Genomic DNA, 21,924 nt, shown 5'->3' on the forward strand with positions numbered 1-21,924 from the left:
GGATTGCGGTCAGTCCTCCACCAGGGCGGCGGCCTCCTCGTCGGAGAGCTGGTCGATCTCGGCGGCCAGGCGTGCTTCCACGGCGGCGGCCAGGCGGCGCACCGTCCTGGTCTGGAAGAGGGTGTTGAGCGGCAGCTCGAGGTCCAGCTCGGAGCAGATCCTGGCGATCACCCGGGTGCCGAGCATGGAGTGCCCGCCCAGGTCGAAGAAGTCGGCGTCCACGCCGAACCCGTCGTGACCGAGCACTTCGCACCAGACCTCGTGCACCAGCTCCTCCGCGGCGGTCACCGGCGCGGAACCGGCGGCGGGGGCCTGCGCCTGGGCCGGCGCCGGCAGCGCGGCGCGGTCGAGCTTGCCGTTGGGCAGCCGGGGGAAGGAGTCGACGCCGACGTAGAGACTGGGCACCATCGTGGGCGGCAGCCGCTCCTCCAGGAACGCGCGCAGCTCCGCCGCCGGGACCTGCCCGTCCACGTAGGCCACCAGGGCCGTGCCGCCCGGGGCGTCGGCGCGGACCGCCGCCGCGGCGTGCCGGACACCCGGATGAGCCGTCAGCGCCGTCTCCACCTCGCCGAGTTCGATCCGGACGCCACGCACCTTCACCTGGTCGTCCACCCGGCCGACGAACTCCAGCAGGCCGTCCGCGCCGCGCCGCACCAGGTCGCCGGTGCGGTAGAGCCGGCCGCCCGTGCCGTACGGGTCGGGCACGAACGACGCCGCGGTCAGCGCCGCCCGCCGGTGGTAGCCGCGGGCCAGCCCGTCGCCGCCCAGGTAGAGCTCGCCCGTCACGCCGACCGGCACCGGCTCCATGACCTCGTCCAGGACGTACGCGGTGGTGTTGGCCACCGGGCCGCCGATCGGAACGGTCCGGTCCTGCGGCCGGAGGCGATGGGTGAGCGACCAGATGGTGGTCTCGGTGGGGCCGTACATGTTGTGCACCTGTCCGGCCGCCGCCCGCAGCCGTCCCGCCAGCCCGGCGGTGAGCGGCTCGCCGCCGCTGAACACGCGGGGCAGCCCCGGGGGCAGCCGGTCGACGAGCTCCGCCAGAACGGACGGCGGCGCCTGGACGGTCGTCACCCCCGCTCCGGCCTGCGGCGGGCCGCTGCCGGGCGGCGGTGAGACCACCGTCGCGCCCCCGGCCAGCAGCGGACCGAAGATCTCCAGAGCGGCGATGTCGAAGGAGAGCGGCGTGAGCAGCAGCATGCGCTCGGCGGCGTCGAAGGCGAGGCTCTCGACCAGGTTGACCACGCCCCGGTGCGGCACCATGACCCCCTTGGGCACGCCCGTGGAGCCGGAGGTGTAGATGACGTAGGCGAGGTGGTCGGGAGACACGCGCGGGAGCACGAGATCGTCCGGCGGGACCTGCGGGAACTCCGCGGTCACGAAGGCCGTCACCCCGGGCAGGCGTTCGGCCAGCTCGGCCGTGGTCAGCGCCAGCACGCTCCCGGAGTCCTCCAGCATGAAACGCAGCCGGGACTCCGGATAACGCGGGTCGAGCGGCACGTAACAGCCGCCTGCCTTCAGCACCGCGAGCAGCGCGATCACCAGCTCGCGGCCCGGCGGCAGGCACACGGCCACCGGCGACTCCGCGCCGACGCCCCGCTCGATCAGCGCCGACGCCAGGGCGGACGACCGCCGATCGAGCTCGCCGTAGCTCAATGCGCTCTCCCCATGCGGGACGATCACGGCGGGCGCGTCGGGCGTGGCCGCCGCCCGGGCGCTGACCAGCTCGTGCAAGGGCTGCTGCGGGTACGACGCGCGCGGCCCGTGCCAGGAGGCCAGCACGTGTTCGCGGCGAGCCACGGACATCAGCGGCAGGCGCGACAGCGGCAGCGCGGGATCGGCGGTGGCCGCGTCGAGCACCGACAGATACCCCTCGGTGAGCCTGACGATGGTGTCCCTGCCGAACAGGTCCGTGTTGTACTCCAGCCAGGCGCTCATCTCGCCGTCCGGGTTCTGCACCTCCAGGGTCAGATCGGTCTTGGCGGTGCCGGTGCCGAACAGGCCGCGGACGTCGTATGGCACCTGGTTGATGGCGACCTGGTACAGCGGCGTACGGGCCGGGTCGCGCGGCGGGCGCAGCTTCTCCACGATGAGGGCGAAGGGCACCTCCTGGTGGTCGAGCGCCTCGGCGGTGGCGGCCCGCATCCGGTCGAGCGCCCCGGCGAAGGACGGATCGCCGCCGAGGTCGGCACGCAGCGGCAACACGTTGACGAACATGCCGATGAGCGGGCTGAGCTCGGGCAGATCCCGCCCGGCGACCGGCGAGCCGATCACCACGTCGTTCTGGCCGCTCCAGCGGGCCAGCAGCGCGGCGAAGGCGGTGAGCAGCACCATGAACGGGGTCGCGCCCGCGCTCCTGGCCAGCGCGCGCACCCGTCCGGCCAGCTCGGCGGGCACGGTGAAGGCGTGGTTGGTCCCGGCGTAGCCGAGCTCGGCCGGGCGGGGCCGGTCGGTGGGCAACTCCAGCGGCACCGCTCCGGCCAGCCGGTCGGACCAGTAGGCCAGATCGCCGTCGAGCTCTCCGGCGTCGAGCCGGCCGCGTTGCCAGACGGCGTAGTCGGCGTACTGGATGGGCAGCTCCGCGAAGCGGGGCGCGCGGCCGGCCCGCACCGCGGCGTGCGCTTCGACCAGGTCCTCGGCCATGACCTCCGCCGACCACGCGTCGAAGATCGTGTGGTGGACGACGAGCACGAGCCGCCACCGGCCGCCGCCCAGCTCCACCAGCCTGACCCGCCAGAGCGGCGCACGGTCGAGCGTGAACGGCCGGGCCGCGTCGGCCGTGGCGAGCGCGGCCAGTTCCGCCTCCTGGGCGGGCCCGTCGAGCCCGGACAGGTCGGTGTGGGTCACATGCACCGGCACCTCGGGCGCGACGAGCTGCACGACCTTCCCTTCGCGCAGCTCGAAGCGGGTGCGCAGCGGCTCGTGCCGCTGGACCACCAGCCTGAGCGCCTCCTCCATCTGCTCGGGGCCGGCGACGTCCAGCCGCTCCAGGTTCGAGATGGCGCCGATGTTGTAGAGCGGCAGGTCGGGCAGCAACTCGGTGAGGAACCAGATGCGTTCCTGCGCGTGGGAGGCGGGAAACTCGTCCTCGGTCATGGCGTCTCCGTCAGGTGTCGGCGGATTTCCCGCGTGATCGGTTCCAGCGCGCTGACCTCTCCGATCGTGGCCAGCCAGTGCCACTGGTCCAGGGCGTGGTAGAGCCGGTAGAAGGCCAGGCGCGGCGCCCAGTCCGCGGGCAGCTCGCCGTACCCGGCCAGCAGCGCCCGGCGGCGCATTGAGTCGTCGCGGACGGCGAAGTAGTCGGTGCGCGCCAGGTCCATCAGCGGATCGCCGCCGAGCGCGTTCTCGACGTCGATGACCCCGGTCAGCCGCCAGCCTCCGGCCCGCTCGGCGACCATGACGTTGCGTTCGTGGTAGTCGTGGTGCAGCAGGACGGGGGTGTCGCAGCGGGCCAGCAGGTGGCGATCGGCGCGGAAACGCTCGGTCAGCGCCGCGTGCAGGTCCGGGTCGCCGCCGAACTCGGCGAACTGGGCGATCTTCAGTTCGAACTGGCCGCCGACGTAGGCGAGGTTCGTCGGTTCACCCGGCCCGTCCAGTGGGCCGAACCCGGGCAGTTCGACGCCGTGGATCGCGCGCAGCACCCGTCCCATGTCGTGGTAGAGCCGCTCGATCGTCGCCTCGTCCAGGTCGGCGGAGACCTGGGAGAGCGGCCGGCCGGGAACCTTGGTCATGATCAGATACGCCTGAGGCAGGTCGCGCTTGGAGTCGTCGGCGCGCACCACGGCGGGCACCGGGGCCCCGCTGCCGCTCAGCAACTCGTAGACGTGCCGCTCCTTGCGCATGCGTTCGGTGAACACCTTCGGGTACAGCTTGAAGATCAGCTCGCGGTCGCCGCCGCCGACCTCGTAGACGGCGCTGATCTCGCCGCCGGTGCGCAGCAGCACACGGTCGACGGGCTCGCCCAGCAGTTCGCCCGCCTTGGCCGCGCTCAACGGCATGGCCAGCGCCTTGGCGAAGGCGGGCGCGCTCCACGCCAGGCTGACCGTGTTGCCGGCGCGGGCCCGCAGCGCCTGCGCGCCGACGAGGTCGTCGGGCTCCGCCTCGGGCACCTGGTCGTCGAACCTGGCCAGCACCGGGATCCGCATCGACACCAGCACGTGGACGGCGATGCCGAGGCCCAGCAGGACGTACATGAACGCGAGTCCGCGTCCCTGGCCCACCCCGATCACCGCGCCGACGGTCCCGGCCAGCGCCCCGCCTGGCGCCAGGAGCGGTTCCAGCAGCCGTTCCCCGAGCGGCGCGACGACGGCCATGCCGATCGGCAGCGTCGACCAGGAGACCATCTGGTTGAACGCGGTGACCCGGCCGTGGAAGCGCTGCGGCACCTTCACGTGGATGATCGTCATGAAGACGCCGTTGACGACGGAGAGGCTGCCCCACAGGCCGAACGCGCCCAGACCCACCACCAGCGGCGACGCGTGCAGCCCGGTGATGACGGCGAACAGGCTCAGCAGCAGCGTGCACAGCATGACCGCGCGCATCCGCCGGTGCCTGGGGCCGCCCCACAGCGCGACGAGCACGCCGCCGCAGGTGGCGCCCAGGCCGCCGACGAAGGAGATCACCCCGGCCGTGTCCAGGTCGGCGAACGACAACACCAGCGGCGAGATGGACATCAGCACCGCGGCCAGCATGACGTTCAGCACCGCGAAGTAGAGCAGCGCGGCCCGCAGGTGCCGGTTGCCCAGCGACATCCGGAACCCGGCCGCGATCTCGGTCGCCATCGGCTCGCGCCGCTCCAGGCCCAGGGTCGCGGGGAAGCGGATCAGCGCGAGCGCGGCGAGCACGACGGCGAAGCTGGCCACGTCTATCACCAGGATGCCGTCCAGGCCGATCCCGGCCAGCAGGGCGACGGCCAGCAGTGGCGCGGCGAACTGGGAGGTGCCCACCAGCGTCTGCACCACGCCCGCCGCGTGGCCCAGATAGCGCTTGGGGACGAGCTGCGGCAGTGCCGAGACGTAGGCGATCCGCTGGAGCACCAGGGTGATCGACAGCGCCGCGGTGAGCGGGTAGAGATGCCACGAGGCCAGGCTGTCGGTCCACAACAGCAGCCCGAACAGCAGTTGCACCCCGCCGGCCAGGCTGTTGCCGACCGCCATCACCGCGCGCTTGCCCGACCGGTCGACGAGCGCGCCGATCAGCGGCGCGACCAGGACTCCCGGCATGATCCCCAGGGCGATCAGCAGGGTGAAGCTCAGCAGGGAGCCCGTGGTGGTGTAGACCCAGATGGGGATGGCGAAGTCGGTGACGGCGGTGCCGATCATGGAGGCGAGCTGGGCGGCGGAGACGCTCAGGAAGCGCCGCAGGCTGGGCGGCGGTGGTTCCTTCCGCCGCCTGACCGGCGGGTGTTCGTCGGTGTGGGACGAGGTGTCCTCGATCCACCAGCCCGCCGCCGGGCCCCGCGCGGAACGGCTCAGCGCCTCGGCCGCCCGGTACTCCAGGGCGAGGTGCGTGTTCGTCAGGATCTGGGCCAGGTCGTCGGCGCGGTACTTCAGGTAGTAGTGGCCCGCCTCGTCCAGGACGACCAGCGCGTTGGCCGGCGACAGGAAGCGCCATTCCTGGTAGCGCTCGCGGTAGTAGTCGGTGGCCGGGTCCTGGTCGCCGACCACCGAGATGACGGGGGCGCGCAGCGGCTCGCTCCGCTCGGCCAGCATGCGGGTGAAGCTCTCCTCCGCGATCAGCGTGTCGCGCCGCTGGTTGCGGACCATGAACCTGACCTGCTCCTCGTCCAGGCCGGAGATGTCGTTGCCCATCGACTTCATCCGGTTCTCGTAGACGCGGTCGCCGCGGAGCCTGTCGGTGCGCAGCAGCCTGCCCAGTGGCCCGGCGATGCGTCCCACCGGGCGGGCGAACGGGAAGATCGCCCCGAGGTAGACCGCCTCCAGCTCGCGGCCGCGCGCCTCCAGGCGCCTGGCGACGTCTGCGGTGACCGCGCCGCCGATGCCGCAGTGGCCGTACAGGGCGATCGGTCCTGGTATGCCGTCGAGGATTTCCGTGACGCACTGGTCGATGACGTCTTCGAGCGGCATGACCAGCTCGTCGGGACGTCCGGGATCGTGCCCGGGGAAGGCCATGGAGTACAGCGCGACCCCGTCGGGCAGCGCGTCGGCCAGCGGCTGGTAGACCAGGGCGCTGCCGCCGCCGTACGGGAAGCAGATCAGGGTGAGCGTGGGCGGGGCGGACGATCGGGTCAGCCGGTGCAGCAGCTCGCGCGGCCGGTCGTCCGCTGGGGCGGGCTCTTCGATGAGCGCCGCCAGCGTGCGGACGGTGGAGTGCTTGAACAGGTCCATGACGCCGACGGCGCGTCCCTCGACGGGCGCCAGGACGTTACGCAACCTGGCCACCGCCTGGATGGCCACCAGCGAGTGCCCGCCGAGCTCGAAGAAGTCGTCGTCCACCCGGAGGTCGGGCACGCCGAGCAACTCGGCCCAGATCTCGGCGACGGCGAGCTCGGCCGGGCTGCTCGGCGCCGCTCCCCGCCCGCCGCCCTCGCCTGGGCGCGGCGGCTCGGGCAGTGCGGCGCGGTCCACCTTGCCGTTGGGGCTGAGCGGCAGCGCCGGCAGGAAGACGTACGCGGTGGGGACCATGTGGTCGGGCAGGAGCGCCTTGAGCGCCGCGCGCAGGTCGGCGGCGCGGCCGTCGGGAGCGTCTTGCGCGTCTTGCGCGGTTTGCGCGTCTTGCGCGGTGCGGCCGTCGGGTGCCCCGGGAGCGTCTTGCGCGGTGCGGCCGTCGGGAGCGGCGCGAGCGTCTTGCGCGGCGGGGGTGTCGGTGACGACGTAGGCCGCGAGGCCGTCGCCGCCGGACACCACCAGCGCCTCGCGCACGCCGGGCTGTTCGCGGAGCACGGCCTCGATCTCCCCCAGCTCGACCCGCTGGCCCCGGATCTTGACCTGCCCGTCGATCCGGCCCAGGAACTCCACCGCGCCGTCACGACGCAGCCTGGCCAGGTCGCCGGTGCGGTAGAGACGTGAGCCCGCGCAGCCGTAGGGGTCCGGTACGAACCGCTCGGCGGTCAGCGCCGGCCTGGCGTGATAGCCGGGGGAGAGCTGAACCCCGCCGATGTGCAACTCCCCCGGCACCCCGAACGGCACCGGACGCAGCCGCGAATCGAGGACGTGGATGCTGGTGTTCTGCACCGGGTGCCCGATCGGCAGTCGGCTCTCGCCGGGGACGCACCGCCACGCGGTCACGTCCACGGCCGCCTCGGTCGGCCCGTACAGGTTGTGCAGCTCGGCCTGTGGCAGCCGCTCGAAGAAGCGGGCGGCCACGGCGGGCGGCAGTTCCTCCCCGCTGCAGATCACCCGGCGCAGCGACGTGCACGCCTCGACGCCGTCCTCCTCCAGGAAGGGGGCCAGCATGGACGGCACGAAGTGCATCGTGGTCACGCCGCTGCCGATGATGAGGTCGCGTAAGTAGGCGGTGTCGCGGTGGCCGCCCGGCGCGGCCAGCACCAGACGGGCGCCGGTGACGAGCGGCCAGAAGAACTCCCAGACCGACACGTCGAACCCGGCGGGGGTCTTCTGGATCACCGCGTCGGCGCCGGTCAGGCCGAATCTGCGCTGCATCCAGTCGAGCCGGTTGCCGATGGCGGCGTGGGTGTTGGGCGCTCCCTTGGGCCGGCCGGTCGAGCCGGAGGTGTAGATCATGTACGCCGGGTCGGCCGGACTCGCCGTGACAGGCGGGCCGGCCGGACTCGCCATGGCAGGCGAATCGGCTGGGCTCGCCGTGACAGGCGGCCTGGATGGCTCCGGCGGCCCGAGCGGTTCGCCTGGATCGAGGGTCACGATGCCGGTGTCGGGAAGCCGCTCGCGCACCTCGTGCTGGGCCAGCAGCACGACGGCCTGGGCGTCGCGGAGCATGAAGTCGAGCCGGTCTCGCGGATATTCGGGTTCGAGCGGCACATAGGCGGCCCCGGACTCGACCACGGCCAGCAGACTCACCACCAGCTCGACGGAGCGCTCGGCGCAGATCGCGACCCGGGTGCCCGGCCCCGCGCCGTGTTCGCGCAGGCGGTGCGCCAGCCGGTCGGCCCGGCGGGCCAGCTCCGCGTAGCTCAGCCTGTGCTCGCCGAGCTCCAGGGCGACGGCCTCCGGGGTGCGCGCCGCCTGGGCCTGGAACAGCTCGCCCAGCGTCCTGTCCGCCGGGTACGCCAGCCGCGGCCCGCGCGCGAGTGCCAGGATGCGGTCACGTTCGCCGGCGGTCAGCATCTCCAGGTCCGACACGCGCAGGTCGGGAGCCTCGACGGCGGCGCGCAGCAGGTTCGCGAAGTGCGCCCCCAGTTCGTCGACGGTCTCCCCGGTCAGCACGTCGCGGTTGAAGACGAACACGCCGTCGAGCCCGCCCCGCCGTTCGGTGAGGAAGAGCTCCAGCTCGAACGGGGCGGCCTCGACCGCCATCGGGAACGGCTCGACGTCCAGCCCGGACCAGGCGGCGTCGTCCTCGGCGTAGCTCTGCAAGGTCAGTGCCACCTGGAAGACCGGCGTGCGCGAGATGTCGCGGGTCGCCGCGAGATCACCGGCGAGCTGCTCGAACGGCAGCCGCTGGTGCTCAAATGCGGTCAGCGTGCTCCGCCGCACCCGGGCGAGCAGCTCGGCGAAGGTGGGATCGCCCGCCAGCTCGGCCCGCATCGGCAGCATGTTGACGAACGTGCCGATGAGCTGCTCCAGCTCGCTGCGCGGACGTCCGCTGACCGGGGTGCCGACGGCGAAGTCGTCCTGCCCGCTGTAGCGGCCCAGGAGCACCTGGTAGACGGCCAGGGCGACCATGTAGAGCGTCGCGTCGTGCGCCTTCGCCAGGTTCTTGGCCGCGGTCAGCAGGTCGGGGCCGATCTCGAAGGCGCGGGAATCGCCGTCGAAGGTGGGCGTGGCGCCGCGCCGCCCGTCCAGCGGCAGGTCGATGGGCGGCACGCCGGCCAGCCGCTCGCGCCAGTAGGTCAGGTCGGCCTCATCGGCCGGACGGGTGCGCTGCCACAGCGCGAAGTCGCCGTACTGCACGGGTGGCTCGGGCAGCCGCTCCCCCGCGTAGAGCGCGCGCAGCTCCCCGGCCAGGATCTCCAGCGACCAGCCGTCACAGGCGATGTGGTGCACCGTCACCAGCAGCACGTGGTCGTCGTCGGCCAGCCGTACGAGCAGGGCCCGCAGCGGCGGCTCGGTGGCGATGGAGAAGGGCCTGGCCAGTTCCGCGCGCACCAGCTCGCGGACGCCGGCCTCGTCCGCCGCGCTCCGCCTGCCCAGCTCGACACGGACGGGGTCGCTCACCTCGACCCGCGGCCGTCCTTCGGCGTCGGCGGGAAAGCGGGTACGCAGGACCTCGTGCCTGGCCACGACCGCGTCGAGGGCGAGCCGCAGCCGGTCCGCATCGAGCCGGCCGCGCAGGCGCAGCACGAGGGGGATGGTGTACGCGGCGGTCCCCGGAGCGAACTGCTCCATGAACCACAGCCCCTCCTGCGCGAACGAGAGCGGCACTTCGGCGTCGGGGGCGCGGCGCGGGATGCCGGCCGGCCTGGCGCCGGATCGTCGGCGCAGCCGTTGCTCCAGCAGTGCCCGCTTGGGGTCGGAAAGTGTCACGTCGCTCGGGGAAAGCCCTGGCGAGGAGGTCACACCTGCCTCTCTTTCTGGTGGGAACGGCGGACCAGGACATGTTGATGAACGCCAGATGTCGTACGGGTACGCGGGCGTGGTGATGGATGAACGTATTCATACACACTTTCAAGGTCACGTCGATGCCCCGAAACGGCGGCCAACCGAGACTGCTGCGGGCGCTGCCCGGTTCGCCGGGGGGTTGTCCCGAGATCGGCGACGGGGTCTAGCGTGAACGCGTACACGCCGTCTCCCCGAACGAGTTCGCACTGGACGCCTTGTCACCCGATACCGGAATGCGCCCGCCTGGCCCGGTGACCACGGCCGACACGTCCCAAACCGAGCCATATCGCCTGGCGGACAGGTTGGCCGTGGGCGACATGGGGGTGGGGTGGTGTACGCGGACGTGGCCAGCATGGGGATCGTGGGCGTGGGCGGCATGGGGATCGTGTACGCGGGCGTCAGCCCAGCTTGGCCGCGGCCTGTAGGAGCCGCTCCTGGTGACCTCGCCGAAGAAGCGGAGCACCCCGACGTCACGCGGGGAACCGCGCGGCGATGAAGCTCATCCACCCCCACCCTGGCGCAGGAGCCCGAGCTCAGGCGCAGGTCCATCCAGGAGATCATCGTCCTGCACATGGTGGGTGGCTGCGCCTGACCGGCGCGCTGCGCGCGATCGACGCACTCTGCACGATCGATCGCGCGCAGTACACGGTCGGTCGGCGCGCAGTACACCATCGATCGCATGCAGTGCACGGGCGGTAGGCACGCAGTGCACCGTCGGTCGCGTGCTGTGCACCACGAAGGTACTGCCGCCGACGCTGACGCCGAGGCGCCGTGGCTGACGACCGAATACGTGCCCGGCCCCACCTGGATCGGCGCGTCCGCGACGGCGGCCGCTGACCGGCGACGAGCTGTGCGGCCTGGCGGCGGTCCTGGCCAAAGCGCTGCCCACCGCCACGCCCGACGCCGGGGTGATCCACCACGACGTCAAGCCGTCAAACCTGATCAGCTCCCCTGCCCAGCCGCGCATGGCCGACTCCGGGATCTCGCGCCTGCCCGACCAGACCGCCACCACCAGGACCGGGAGCATGGTGGGCTCACCAGGCTGGCTGAGTCCCGAGGGGTACCGCAGCGAGGAGGCCGGCACGCCCTCCGACGTCCGCGCGTGTGGCCTGCCGGCCTGCACGCGGCGAGCGGCAGGCCCAAGGCGCTGGCGCTACGCGCGCGCGTGCTAACCCAGGACCCCGACATGTCGGAGGTGCCAGAGAATCTCCTCCCGGCGGTCGAACTCGCGGGCCAGTTATGCGAGGCCATCAACCCGAGCGGCGGCCGGACCGAGCTCGGCGAACGCCCCGAGTCCTGCCGGTCCGGCTTCTTCCCGGACTTCCCGGCAAGAACAGCGGCGCACGTGACACGACGACATGCAGGGTCACCAGCCCGAAATGGCGTTCCTGAGCCGCGTCCGCTCCGCGCGGCAGCGACGTCCAGTTCGTTCACTGGGTGGTCACGCGGGCACTCCCGCCGGACAGGGCCACGAAGCTGAACGGACAACTCGTGGGCAAGAGCTCAATCCTGAGCGCCGCAACGGAACACCAGACGGCGATCAACATTGTCGGATGTGACGAATCGGGGTTCCGGACAAATCATCAGCCACCCAAGCTGGGAGCCATCGGCCTGATGACCTGCGACGTCACCGGTCTGCACCGGTCTGCACCGCTCGAGGTCGAGGCATCTCCATCGATCCCACTCCGGGAGGAAATCCGCCGTGATCAGCAAGATGAAACTCGTCGTCGCCTTGGGGGCGGTAGCCGCCTTCACCGTCGCCCCGACCACGTCCGCCAGCGCCACTGCCGGTGTCGCCGCCTCCGCTAATGCGTCCCAGAGCGCCTGCAACGTGGAACACGAGAGGTGGTGGACCGACTCGGACGGCGAGTTCTGGGTGCGGCTGCGCAACTACTGCAGCTCTTCCAAGAGTGTCTGCGTGGACATCCCCTATTGGTTCGACGCCGGCCCCAAGAGCGTCCCGGGTGGCAGCACGATCGACTGGAACTACGGCCAGAAGAGCTGGAGCAGGCCGGGCGTCGGTATCTACTACTGCTAGTCGGCGTCGCTCAGCGTGCAGGCAGTAGCGGGCGCGGCCGGCGAACCCGGGGTCGCGCCCGCAGGTCGGGGATGATCACGCCAGGCAGTGAGGTCCGCCGCCCTTCTCGAAGAGCCTCCGGCCAGGACGGCCAAGACCTCGCCGACCACCAACAGCGGGACGGCCACGTCGTTCCGTGAGCCGCGGATGAAGGCGACTGCCCGTGGTGTCGTGCGGTGGTAGCTGCGCTGGTTCCCGGTGATGCAGCAGCCGCGGATGAGCCCCTGGCGCTCACGGAAGCGCAACGCCAACGGCCTCACAACGCTGGCACCGACCAGGACCTCCGGCCGGACCCGGTCGCCGAACGGCGTGCAGGTGGTGCGCGGCGATCTGACCGACCTGGACTTCCTACCGTCTGCGCTGAAGGGTGCCAACTCCACGTTCCCGCTGCGGCCATTCTGCACGGCGAACGAAGCGCCCCGACGAGACCGGCTCCGCGACGTAATCCACCAGCACTCACATGCCGCCTGACCTGTATGGATGCATCTCCCGGCGGACGCACTCACCCCGCTCATACAGACCCTCGCAGACGCCCCACCGAGGCCCTTGCCCGCACTACGACGTCCGAGACGCCGAGCGACAGCACGGGCGGCACCGGCGAGGTCCGTGTCGCGCCGGCCGATGCCGGGCGTGGCGTCATCGGCAAGCCCGCACCCGCCGGTAAAGCCGTGGCAGGTGGCGGCGGCTACGCCTCGAACGAATCCCCCATCGAGGAGCCCGCAGCCACCGCCAACCGCCTCGCCGGAACCGGTGTGGTCGTACTCGCGTTCAAGCCCGACCCACTCGACAAGCGTCGTCCCGGTATCGATTCTGATCGTCTGCTGGAGCGTATTCATGGTCTGCACCCAGATATGGAGGGGCGATCTGGTCAAGACTGTGCGGTTCGGGCGCCTTGGCGCCGCTCAAGCGACGCCGAAGAGCGCAACGGCCAGGGCCACCAGCGCGGCGGCGATGAGCAGCGCGCCTACGCGAGTGAGTGCCGTTCCGGCGGAGCTCTTGCCTTCCTTGCCGATTCCCAGATGGATGAAGAATCCGCTGGATTGGGCCAGTACGCCGACGAGCAGCATCCCGCCGAAGAGCCATTCCATGCCCTCGGAGAGTTCGGCGCGGGGCAGATAGAGCAGGTACACCAGCGACAGGATGAGCAGAACTCCGGCATGGGCGTGCCCGGCTCGGAAGAAGCGTTCGCGAAGTTCGCCGAGTTCTCCGGCGTCGGTGGTGATGAAGCGCAGCAGCGCGTGGCCGCCGAACTCCACCGTGACGATGGAGAGAATCGCGATGATCGGTAACAGTTGGGTTGCGCTCATGGTGATTCTCCGATGGGTCTAGGCGCGGATCGGATCTGGTGAATCGGGCCCGCGGCTCGGGCCTATGCGTGGACGAGCCGCTTCTGCAGCCCGGATTCCTTGCGCGCGCGGTATCGATCCACGAGCACCGTCGTGGTGGCCGCCAGGAAGACGAGCTGCATCAGTGTCCGTCCCGGAAGTTGATCCCACCACGGGAGCGCCTGCCCGGAAAGAGCCAGATGCACGTTGGCGGGGAACATCAGCACGAGCTGAAGGGTGAGCCCGCCCGCGGCCCACATGGCGGTGCGCGGAATGAGCAGTCCGACGGCTCCGGCGATCTCGGTGATGCCAGTGATGTCCACCAGCAGTGCCGGCTCGGGCAGCCACGGGGGCACCATCGCGATTAATTCCGCGCGCATGCTGACGAAGTGCACGGTCGCGGCCAGCAGGAACATGGCCGCCAGCCCAAACCGCAGCGCCATGGGGACGCTTCGCAGCGACGGCTGCTTCCAGATGATGCCCACGAGCAGGGTCACCGCGGTGACGACGACGAGAGTGATGAGCGGTTCCATGGCGTTGCCCTTTCTTTGCGAGATCTTGTCACTGTCAAGATTAGGCTCGGGGTGCAGAACTTGTCAATGACTAGTTTCTGGCATACTGAGTTCATGAAACGGAGCTACCACCACGGCGACCTGCGCAAGGCGGTCCTGGCCGCGGCTGTGGAGGTGATCGAGGAGTCCGGTCCCGGAGCGATCAACCTTCGCGATCTCGCCCGCCGCGTCGGCGTCTCCCATGCCGCCCCCGCCCACCATTTCGGCGACAAGGCCGGACTGCTGACCGCGCTCGCGACCGAGGGCTTCGACCTGCTCACCGGGGCCCTCCAGCAGGTGGAACCGTCCGATCTGCGGGAGGCCGGCGTCGCCTACGTCGCCTTCGCCGTCGAGCACCGCGCCCACTTCGCGGTGATGTTCCGCCTCGACCTGCTCCGGACGGACGATGCGGCGCTGCAAACCGCGCAGGCCAGCAGCGCGGCCGCCCTCGGCGCCGCCGTCGCCGGCGCGGCCGAACCCGGCGACGACCCCGTGATCCTCAGCACGGCGGCGTGGTCCTTGGTCCACGGCTTCGCCACCCTGTGGCTGCAGGGCGTGCTGCCTCCTGAACTTGGTAACGACGTGCACACTGCCGCACGGGCGATCGCCGGCATGCTCTCCGGAGTCCGCTGACTCTTGGTCATCACTTACCGGCTTGGACGGCGACGCTGTGAACGGCTGACTTCGGCTCGGTTTTTCGGCGCGCCGATCCCAGACGCTGCTCGACGGACAGGAGTGCGCTGTACGGGTCCCGCAGAACCGCCGCACCGACCTACGCACCTGGCATAAGCTCAGCGGCACCTGCGGGGCGGTATCAGCCCTCGTCCCGGCAGGCCGGCCACTCATCGCCGGGTGCGCAGCTTTGGTATGAGAAGGCGTCCACCGCGATCCGGCTCTGACCCGTCGTGCCCTTCCTGATCAACAGGTAGTACCGCTCAGGCACTGGCACCCGCCGGTTGACCGGCACCTGCCTGCGCTGATAGCAGTTGCCCCAGCTCGAAAGCGTCAGACACTCACCGTCGACATAGACGATCTCGACACGCGTGGTGGCGGGCTGGAATTCCTTGTCCACGACCACGGTCACGTTCGGGTCATCGTTCGTCGTGGTGGAGGTCTCCTCACCTGCCGGTGTCGCCTCACGCGGGCCCGTCGACGAGGCCACCGCGAGCACGCCGGCGACCAGCACGACAGCCAGAAGGGCGGCCACCCCCGCACCGATATGGGCAGGTGTGATGCGAGTCCGTCGCGGCGGCAGGAACAGCGCCGTCCCTGGCGGCGCCGCCTGCGGTCCAGGTCCTGTCGCAGGCGGTACCGGTCCAGGCATCGGGTACGGCGCTGGGCCGGGCGCGGAATCCGTCCTGGTCGGCGCGGTCGTCGCCGAGCCGGACGCGGCGGCCTCACCGTCGGGCTCCTCGACCCACCACGACCAGTACGGAGGCGCAGACGGCCACGAGGGGTCAGGCCCGCCCCAGCCCTCGGTGGGCTCCCAGCCGTCAGGGGTGGCGGGCCACCCCGGAGGCGCGGTGAACCTCCACCCAGGTCCAGGTCTTGGCGGAATCTTCATCGTGATCCTTGCAAGTCAGTCGGGTAGTTCACCGATGGACGGAATCGTGATCATCTGGCCGCCGAGCGCGTCCACGATCGCCTGGGCGGCCTCGGTGCACGCTTCGACGGGCCCGCAGTTGACAGCCCATCCCTCTCCGACGGCGAGGTGGTTGTCGGGCCCGTAGGTCCGAAAGCCCTTGATCTGAGCCACTGCATCGTCCTGGGTTCGGCGGCTGCCGAAAGTCATGACGGCCGGTTGATGTCCGAGTTCCTCCTGGCATGCGATGGCCTCGTCGCCGTCGAAGCGCAGGGCCGGCCGCGAAGCGGCGCAGCGGTAGTCGCCCTCGCCGAGCGCGGTGACCAGGGCGTCCACGGTGATCGGCGGCTCGATGACGAGCGGCGGTCGCCTTTCGCCGCCGACCAGGACCACCACGATGCCGGCGGCGAAGACGACTCCGGCGAGGGCGAAGATCAGGATGTGGAGCGGGGGAAGCGCAGTACGGGGAGTGGCACTGCGCGGGGCGCCTTCCGCGCTGATCCACCACGTCCAGTCAGCGGGCGGCGCGGGCCAGCCAGGCTCGGGTCCGGCCCAACCTTCGTGCGGGGCCCAGTTGTGCGGCGGGACCGGCCAGCCCGGAGGCGGGTTGAACGACCATCCGGCACCCGGACGTGGGGGGATCCGCAACGAGCACCTTGCCTGCCGAGACGCCGACGATCATCAATCGGCATTATGCAGACCGGAGCCCCTCAAGTCATCAATCGTTCCAAAAGTGCAATACGCCACCATTGCCCCTTAAACCACCACACGGCGATAATCCAGACTCGCTCATGATCAGTTCGAAAGTGGAATCAGGTGAACATCCCTCCCCGTCCCGGCCCTGACTGGCGGTTCTGCTCGCCGCCCGGCTGGCCTACGCCTCCGGACGGGTGGGTTCCCACGCCTGCTTGGGGCGGGCCCGAGGACGACTGGCCCGAAGCGCCGCCGTACTGGATCTGGTGGGTACGCGACGAGGAAGCCGCGGCGGTCCCTCACCAGGCCGCCACCGCGCTGCCTCCCACGGTGGTCGAACCTTCCGCGGCGACGACGGCGAACGAGCCTCCTGCTCGCCGCGGTCTGCTGTGGCCGCTGGTCGCGTTGGGAGTGGCGATCGCATTCCTGGCCGGAGCGGTCGTGTTCGTCACCGCCGACCGCGGCGATCCCGGCACACCCGCCGCCGCTGCGACGGAACAGGCGGCCGGCGCGGAGTCCCTCGCCCCGGCGTCCACGACTCCCCCGGGGGGTGCGGAGTCCGCGCCGTCGTCGCCGTCGGAGACCCTGAGCAGCCCGGCCGCCCGCGAACAGGCGCTCGCGATCGACGCCCTCCTGGACGAGAGCGAGCCCAGCCGGGGCGAGCTGGCCCGCGCCATCCGGACGATCCTGCGCTGCTCGAACGTCAACTCCGGGATCAAATCCATCGAGCGAGTCACCCGGCAGCGCGCGGAACAGGCGGCAGCGGCCGAGGAACTGAGTACGGACGCACTCCCGTCCGGGCAGCAACTGAAGTCCGCTCTGGTGGAGGCGCTGAGCGCTTCTCACCGGGCGGACAAGGCGTACCTGAAGTGGGCCAAGCGCTACAAGGCCCACGACTGCTCGGGCGCAACGGTCGGCGACGCGGACTACGACGCCGGCAACGCCGCCTCCGAAGAAGCCACCGCCGCCAAGATCGAGTTCGTCGGTCTCTGGAATCCCGTCGCCCGGCAGGAGGGCCTGGCCGAGCGCACGGAGGAAGAGATTTGAGCATTCCCGCTCGCCCAGGTGATGGCTGGTCCTTCAATCCGCCGCCGGGTTGGACCGTTCCCGAGGGCTGGGAACCGCCCGCCGACTGGGAAGGGCCGGATCCCGGCTGGCCGGCGGCCCCGCCGTACTGGCTCTGGTGGAAGGAAGCCGAGCTTCCCGTCCCACCATCGACTGACCTGACCGGGGCCGGCCCGTCCCCCTTGGAGCGCGGCGATCCACCCCGGATCGGTGAATATCGGCTCGCCGGGCGGCTCGGCTCGGGCGGCATGGGAATCGTGTACGCCGGTGTCGACCGGGCGGGCCGGCGAGTCGCTGTCAAAGTCGTCCATCCCGCCTTCGCCGGAGAGGCCGAGTTCCGTGCCCGGTTCGCCCGCGAGAGCGCTGTGCTCACGCGTGTTGCGGGCGCTTGCGTCGCGCGAGTGGTCGCCGCCGACACCAGGGCCGCGCGGCCCTGGCTGGCCACCGAGTATGTTCCCGGCCCCACGCTGGACGCCTACATCCGCCGGTACGGACCGCTGACCGGTGATGCGCTGTACGGCCTGGCGGCCGGCCTGGCCGAAGCGATCGTCGCCATCCACGACGCAGGCGTGGTGCACCGGGACCTCAAGCCCGCCAACGTGATCCTTTCCCCGCAGGGCCCACGGGTCGTGGACTTCGGGATCGCCCGCGCGTTGGACGAGACCGCCATGACCCGTACCGGCATGGTCGTCGGCTCACCTGGCTGGATCAGTCCCGAGGAGTACGGCGGCACCGAAGCCGGCCCCGCGGCTGACGTGCACAATTGGGCACTCCTGGTCGCCTACGCCGCCTCCGGCAAGCCCCCCTTCGGCGCCGGCCGTCCCGAGGTCCTGGCCGCCAGAGTCCTCGGCGCGGACGCGGACACTTCGGATCTACCCACTGATCTGCGGGCCCTGACCGATCGAGCGCTGGCCAAGGATCCCCAGCTCAGACCCGATGCTCACGCCTTGCTCCGCCTGACGACCGAATGCTGGGGCGCCTTCCAGGATGACCCGGCGCCCGGCGGCTTCGAGAATCCGGCGACGGAGGTCGTCACGCGACTGGAGCGGACATGGGCACCAGCCGGTCCAGCGGAAACGCCGTGGGAGGCGGCTCCGCGCGGCCGAACGTCCCGTATGTTGTGGGCCGCGTCCGCGACGATCGCGACCGTCGCGATCGCCGCGGTTGTCGCGTCCTCCCTCCCCTCTTCAGGAGGGCAGCCCACCGCCGCACCACCGCAAGAGACCGTCGTCATTCCGGCCACCCCCGCATCAGCCACGCCCTCCGCGTCCCCCTCCACATCCGCGGTCGTCCCTCCGCCGCTCACGATCGCGGCCCTCGACAAGAACCGACTCCTCGCCTTCGACGCCACCACCGGTGCGTTGATCCGCGAAATCACGCTCCCGGTCGAGAAGGTGACCGCGTTCGCGTTCGACACCGAGGACGCCACCCTGTACCTCCGAGCGGAGCAGTACAGCAGAAGTCGTCAGGCATACCTCGGCAGCCGCCTGTACCGGATGGGCGCCGATGGCACGGCCAGATTCGTGGCGAGGACGGGACGCGACGCGGAACTGGGTGGGTTCGCCGCCTCGAACGGGACGGTCGCCTACACGAGCAGCACGATCGAGATGTTCGAGCAGACGACGCTCCACATCGTCACCGCCCGGTCTGCCCGCCGCATCGAGCTGGGTGCCTACAACGTCACCGGCCTGTCCGTCACCTCCGACGGCCGGGTGGGCATCTCCGCCCGCGACGCGTCCGGAGTGTTCCGCGCCCGGGTGCTCCCACCGGACGCAAAGGGCTTCGAAGACAGCATCGAGATCATCTCCAGCGATTCCAACAGTTGTGAGTTGTCCGGCATCACCTGGGGCAACGACAAGTGGATCGCCATCGAGACGGGTTCCCTCGCACACGAGCGGCAATGCAGGGAGAACGCCCACATCGTCGACATCGACGAGGACCTGGCGAAGGTCAGCAAGATCGGGCCGGCCGTCTCGGTCGACGCGGACACCATGCCAGGCGACTACGCACTGCAGGTCGACCCGTACGGGCGGATCTACGGGCAGACGTCCATTGAGAACCGCCATTTCATCGTCGAGGACGGAAAGGTCAGGAACGTGAAGAAGTCCAGGTACCGGTGTGCGAAGTCGCAGAAGAATTGCCTGCGGACGAGCGGGCTATATTTCACGGCCACACCCTCATAACGCTCCCGACCATCATTCACGAATGCGACCGTACCTTCACGGTCCATCGTGATTGTCGTGAGCGTACTCGCAGACATTAACAGCTGGATGGTTGAAGGGTGGAGCTACAGCGAGTGAGCGGCTTCGGCCTGCTGAGCACAGGGATGGGGTAACCCGAGAGGATGACCTGCGGAGCTCGAGCAGGCGGCTAGAGGATGCTCAGGCCCTCAATGGTGAACACCTCGTCGAACATGGCGGTGGGCACGGTATCTCGATCGCGAAAAAATGGCACCGGGGCCAGGCGGTAGGGTCGTGGACCGCATGGACGGTACCGGTCTCGATTCAAGCCGGCGTCCTTTCCGCGAAGATGGTGTAGGGCCCCGCGCACGTCCGCCGGTTCCTCCAGCAAGCCAAGGCACATCGCTCGTTCGCGCGTTACCAGCCGATCATGCTCCGCGGACTGCGTGGATCATCTTCCTCTGGCCGGCCTACCTCGTCGGCCCGCCACCCATCCGGCTCCACGATCTGCGCCACGGAGCAACCTCGCTGATGCTCGCGAGCGGAGCGGAGATGAAGGTGGCGCAAGAAGCGCTCGGGCACATCTTCACCACCGACACTCACACCTCCGTCTACCCACAGGCGGTAACGGCCGCCTTGCCGCTCGGGAAAGCAGCCCAACCGCTCGATGAATTCGAGAAACGTCCGAGCTGGCACATTTGCAGGTAAGCCCTCTAGTCACAACGCACCCGCAGATTCGAATCTGCAATCGTGGATGAGAAGCAAAACTTTGGGGCCGTCCCGTATCATCGAGCGGCACAGGAGGTGATGAGGCCATTAATGATCGATGCCCAGGTACGCACGGAGAAGGGCGAAGTCGTGCTTCGTGGATCTCGCGGGCTGGACTGGATAGAGACCCTTCGGCACCTGGATGAGGACAAATTCCCATTCCTCGGCAGCCTGCTGCCGTTCGCGGACACGATGTTCAACTCACGACAGGCCACGAGACTCCGCAGGGAGGTCGCTCACCCGTCCGTCCGCGAGATCCTCGGGCACGAGTCGGCGACGGAGATCGAAAGACTCTGCCTGCACGTGGAGCAGGGTTCCCATCTCTATCTGTGGTTCCTGGGCGACTGACGTCTCTCGCCGGACGTAATGGAACACGAGATCACCGATACCGAGCCTGTCAGTGCTTCACCTCAAACGCCACCGCCAGACTCACAGATCCTTCGAATGGGTCCGTTCAAGATCGAAGGAGAAACGTGATGACCGCGAACATCAACAGGACGCCTGAGCAGCGGCTGACACCGCAGATCGAGGTAGGCGGCCCTTGGTGAAGACCATGGCCGAAGCGTTGATGTGATAGGCCCGCGATCGTCCGACTGATCGGCGCCGTACTGGCTGAGCAGACCGATGATTGGGTCGTTGCCTGTCGCTGCCTCGGCCTGGGCATCCTTGCCGGAGCTTACATCCGGTTGGTCCCCGGCGACGCACCGGCCCCGGACTCACTCCCACCGACGCACTCACCGCTTGACCTGCAGAAACAGGATCACGCGAGATCGGCTCATCCACTGCGTCCGGCGCGACCGCGCAGAAGCCACTCGTGACGAAATATCTTCTTCGCCATGAGCACCCAGTACGCATGGTCTGAACGCTTCCCTGAAAGGCCTACGGCGACCGAAGAGCTTGATCGCTTGGCGTTGAACAAGGAATGCGTTCTGCATCTCCCGGCTGCCGAGGCAGAGGTCCGTCGGCTTGAAGAGCGACTGGGCATGGAGCTGCCGGCGAGTTACCGGCAGTTTCTCCTGTTCGCCAACGGGTGGGGCAACGACGATGACTGCTGCCTGCTGCGTGTCGAGGAGATCGGCTGGCTTCGTGAGGTCGACCCCTCGGTCGCCGAGAGCTGGTCAGCGCCCAAGCCGGAGGATTCGTGGAGCGTGCCCGACGAGCTCTACTTCGTTTATGGGCGCGAGCAGGTCGCCGGCAACATGAGAGCGGAGTATGTGGACGACACCCTTCTGGCCGGGTACTGGGACGATGGGGCCGTTCTCCTCAACCCCCACGTCAAAACTCCTGAAGGCGAGTGGGAGGCCTGGTATCTCGCACCTTGGCTGGCCGGCGCCAGGCGTTACACGTCTTTCTGGGACCTGATTGTGGACCAGCTCAGAAGCAGCACCGATGGCGTGCGCTAGATGTACTTGGTCATGAACTTCTTGATACCTGAACGGGGGTGTGATCGGTCGGTCGCGTCCCCCCACGGGCAGCCGGGTCCGCCCGAGGATCCTGGTGGACGCCACTCGTGCGTAGTTGGCGCAGTTCCTCGGGTGGAGAAGTGAGTGTGCGGGATAAACGCCGCTGTGGCAGGGGTGCCGTAGGGAACTGCTACCGCGTGGAGGAGATCTTGAGCCTGGAGGTGCCGGATCTGAATCAGGCCGACAAGCGCGGCCGCGCGGTGGCCAGGGCGGCCAAGGGCGGGCGTCTGCCAGTGGATCCCCTGGCAGACGCGCACCGTCCGGTTGCTTGCTCGCCTCCTACCCGGCCGCATCGTCAGCCTGGCGTTTCTGGACGGCCACGTCGTCGTCCCGGTGCTTCTGGCCCGACCGTAAGCCATCAGCCCGAACCTCGTCCTGGAGTTGAGTGGCGCGGCTCCCCCACCCTGGACGGGGAGCAGCCTTGCCGCCCGTCGGCCGTCAGCAGCGCGCCATCGGGCGACCGCTTTGGTGTTCGGGGTCGCCCGATGGTCGGCGTCAGCAGCGGAGCCTCAGGCGCGACCG

General features: G+C 69.8%; 15 protein-coding genes. 7 read left to right on the forward strand and 8 right to left on the reverse strand.

The features are described from left to right. Positions 1-9 precede the first annotated feature (9 nt). Both HII36_RS11555 and HII36_RS11560 read right to left on the reverse strand, forming a co-directional pair. Positions 10-3,096 (reverse strand): non-ribosomal peptide synthetase, encoded by a 3,087-nt coding sequence (locus HII36_RS11555; protein ID WP_173523119.1) that lies wholly within the window; start codon positions 3,094-3,096, stop codon positions 10-12. Next, on the reverse strand, positions 3,093-9,623 hold the full coding sequence (locus HII36_RS11560) for a non-ribosomal peptide synthetase (protein WP_173523120.1): 6,531 nt from the start codon (positions 9,621-9,623) through the stop codon (positions 3,093-3,095). Before HII36_RS11560 ends, HII36_RS11555 begins: the two co-directional genes overlap by 4 nt. Positions 9,624-10,606: 983 nt before the next feature. Here HII36_RS11560 and HII36_RS59180 point away from each other — a divergent pair. Beyond that, positions 10,607-10,870: a protein kinase domain-containing protein gene (locus HII36_RS59180; protein ID WP_173523121.1), complete on the forward strand. Its 264-nt coding sequence runs from the start codon at positions 10,607-10,609 to the stop codon at positions 10,868-10,870. Between the two features lie 331 nt (positions 10,871-11,201). Here HII36_RS59180 and HII36_RS11570 read toward each other — a convergent pair whose 3' ends face one another. After that, a complete protein-coding gene (locus HII36_RS11570; RefSeq protein WP_173523122.1) occupies positions 11,202-11,528 on the reverse strand; it encodes a hypothetical protein in 327 nt (108 codons plus the stop codon). A gap of 1 nt (position 11,529) precedes the next feature. Here HII36_RS11570 and HII36_RS11575 point away from each other — a divergent pair, with 1 nt between their 5' ends. Continuing rightward, positions 11,530-11,736 (forward strand): hypothetical protein, encoded by a 207-nt coding sequence (locus HII36_RS11575; protein WP_173523123.1) that lies wholly within the window; start codon positions 11,530-11,532, stop codon positions 11,734-11,736. Here HII36_RS11575 and HII36_RS11580 read toward each other — a convergent pair. The 3 genes from HII36_RS11580 to HII36_RS11590 all read right to left on the reverse strand — a co-directional run bounded on the left by HII36_RS11580 (position 11,733) and on the right by HII36_RS11590 (position 13,633). Further along, entirely contained in the window at positions 11,733-12,611 is an 879-nt protein-coding gene (locus HII36_RS11580) for a MerR family transcriptional regulator (RefSeq protein WP_173523124.1), read from the reverse strand. The two genes, HII36_RS11575 and HII36_RS11580, sit on opposite strands and share 4 nt — an antisense overlap. A gap of 66 nt (positions 12,612-12,677) precedes the next feature. Then, positions 12,678-13,082: a hypothetical protein gene (locus tag HII36_RS11585; protein ID WP_173523125.1), complete on the reverse strand. Its 405-nt coding sequence runs from the start codon at positions 13,080-13,082 to the stop codon at positions 12,678-12,680. A gap of 62 nt (positions 13,083-13,144) precedes the next feature. After that, positions 13,145-13,633 carry a DoxX family protein gene (locus HII36_RS11590; protein ID WP_173523126.1) on the reverse strand — a complete coding sequence of 163 codons (489 nt, stop codon included), beginning with the start codon at positions 13,631-13,633 and terminating at the stop codon, positions 13,145-13,147. A gap of 93 nt (positions 13,634-13,726) precedes the next feature. Here HII36_RS11590 and HII36_RS11595 point away from each other — a divergent pair, with 93 nt between their 5' ends. Then, positions 13,727-14,284, forward strand: coding sequence for a TetR/AcrR family transcriptional regulator (locus HII36_RS11595; RefSeq protein ID WP_173523127.1), 558 nt, complete (start codon positions 13,727-13,729; stop codon positions 14,282-14,284). A 181-nt stretch (positions 14,285-14,465) separates the two neighbouring features. On the opposite strand, the gene HII36_RS11600 is transcribed toward HII36_RS11595, so the two are convergent. Further along, positions 14,466-14,858 (reverse strand): hypothetical protein, encoded by a 393-nt coding sequence (locus tag HII36_RS11600; protein WP_173523128.1) that lies wholly within the window; start codon positions 14,856-14,858, stop codon positions 14,466-14,468. Between the two features lie 372 nt (positions 14,859-15,230). Next, a complete protein-coding gene (locus HII36_RS11605; RefSeq protein WP_173523129.1) occupies positions 15,231-15,629 on the reverse strand; it encodes a hypothetical protein in 399 nt (132 codons plus the stop codon). A gap of 420 nt (positions 15,630-16,049) precedes the next feature. Between HII36_RS11605 and HII36_RS11610 the strand changes: the two genes are divergently transcribed. The 4 genes from HII36_RS11610 (at position 16,050) to HII36_RS11625 (ending at position 21,342) form a co-directional block, all read left to right on the forward strand. Next, complete coding sequence (locus tag HII36_RS11610) at positions 16,050-16,973, forward strand: hypothetical protein (RefSeq protein ID WP_173523130.1); 924 nt, start codon at positions 16,050-16,052, stop codon at positions 16,971-16,973. Continuing rightward, positions 16,970-19,174, forward strand: a complete 2,205-nt coding sequence (locus HII36_RS55635; protein ID WP_236003401.1) for a serine/threonine-protein kinase — start codon at positions 16,970-16,972, stop codon at positions 19,172-19,174. The genes HII36_RS11610 and HII36_RS55635 overlap by 4 nt, the downstream gene beginning before the upstream one ends. Before the next feature lie 816 nt (positions 19,175-19,990). After that, the gene (locus tag HII36_RS11620) at positions 19,991-20,287 is read left to right on the forward strand and encodes a hypothetical protein (protein ID WP_173523131.1); all 297 of its coding nucleotides are present in this window, start codon (positions 19,991-19,993) and stop codon (positions 20,285-20,287) included. A 488-nt stretch (positions 20,288-20,775) separates the two neighbouring features. Then, the gene (locus HII36_RS11625) at positions 20,776-21,342 is read left to right on the forward strand and encodes an SMI1/KNR4 family protein (RefSeq protein WP_173523132.1); all 567 of its coding nucleotides are present in this window, start codon (positions 20,776-20,778) and stop codon (positions 21,340-21,342) included. Positions 21,343-21,924 lie beyond the last annotated feature (582 nt).

Origin of the sequence: Nonomuraea antri, assembly GCF_013283785.1 — a bacterium.
Classification (GTDB): domain Bacteria; phylum Actinomycetota; class Actinomycetes; order Streptosporangiales; family Streptosporangiaceae; genus Nonomuraea; species Nonomuraea antri.

Excerpts from the sequence above, each read along its gene's own strand:
- HII36_RS11555 (WP_173523119.1), bottom strand. The coding sequence starts at position 3,096 with ATGACCGAGGACGAGTTTCCCGCCTCCCACGCGCAGGAACGCATCTGG.
- HII36_RS11580 (WP_173523124.1), bottom strand. The coding sequence starts at position 12,611 with ATGAATACGCTCCAGCAGACGATCAGAATCGATACCGGGACGACGCTT.
- HII36_RS11585 (WP_173523125.1), bottom strand. The coding sequence starts at position 13,082 with ATGAGCGCAACCCAACTGTTACCGATCATCGCGATTCTCTCCATCGTC.
- HII36_RS11590 (WP_173523126.1), bottom strand. The coding sequence starts at position 13,633 with ATGGAACCGCTCATCACTCTCGTCGTCGTCACCGCGGTGACCCTGCTC.
- HII36_RS11595 (WP_173523127.1), top strand. The coding sequence starts at position 13,727 with ATGAAACGGAGCTACCACCACGGCGACCTGCGCAAGGCGGTCCTGGCC.
- HII36_RS11620 (WP_173523131.1), top strand. The coding sequence starts at position 19,991 with ATGATCGATGCCCAGGTACGCACGGAGAAGGGCGAAGTCGTGCTTCGT.
- HII36_RS11625 (WP_173523132.1), top strand. The coding sequence starts at position 20,776 with ATGAGCACCCAGTACGCATGGTCTGAACGCTTCCCTGAAAGGCCTACG.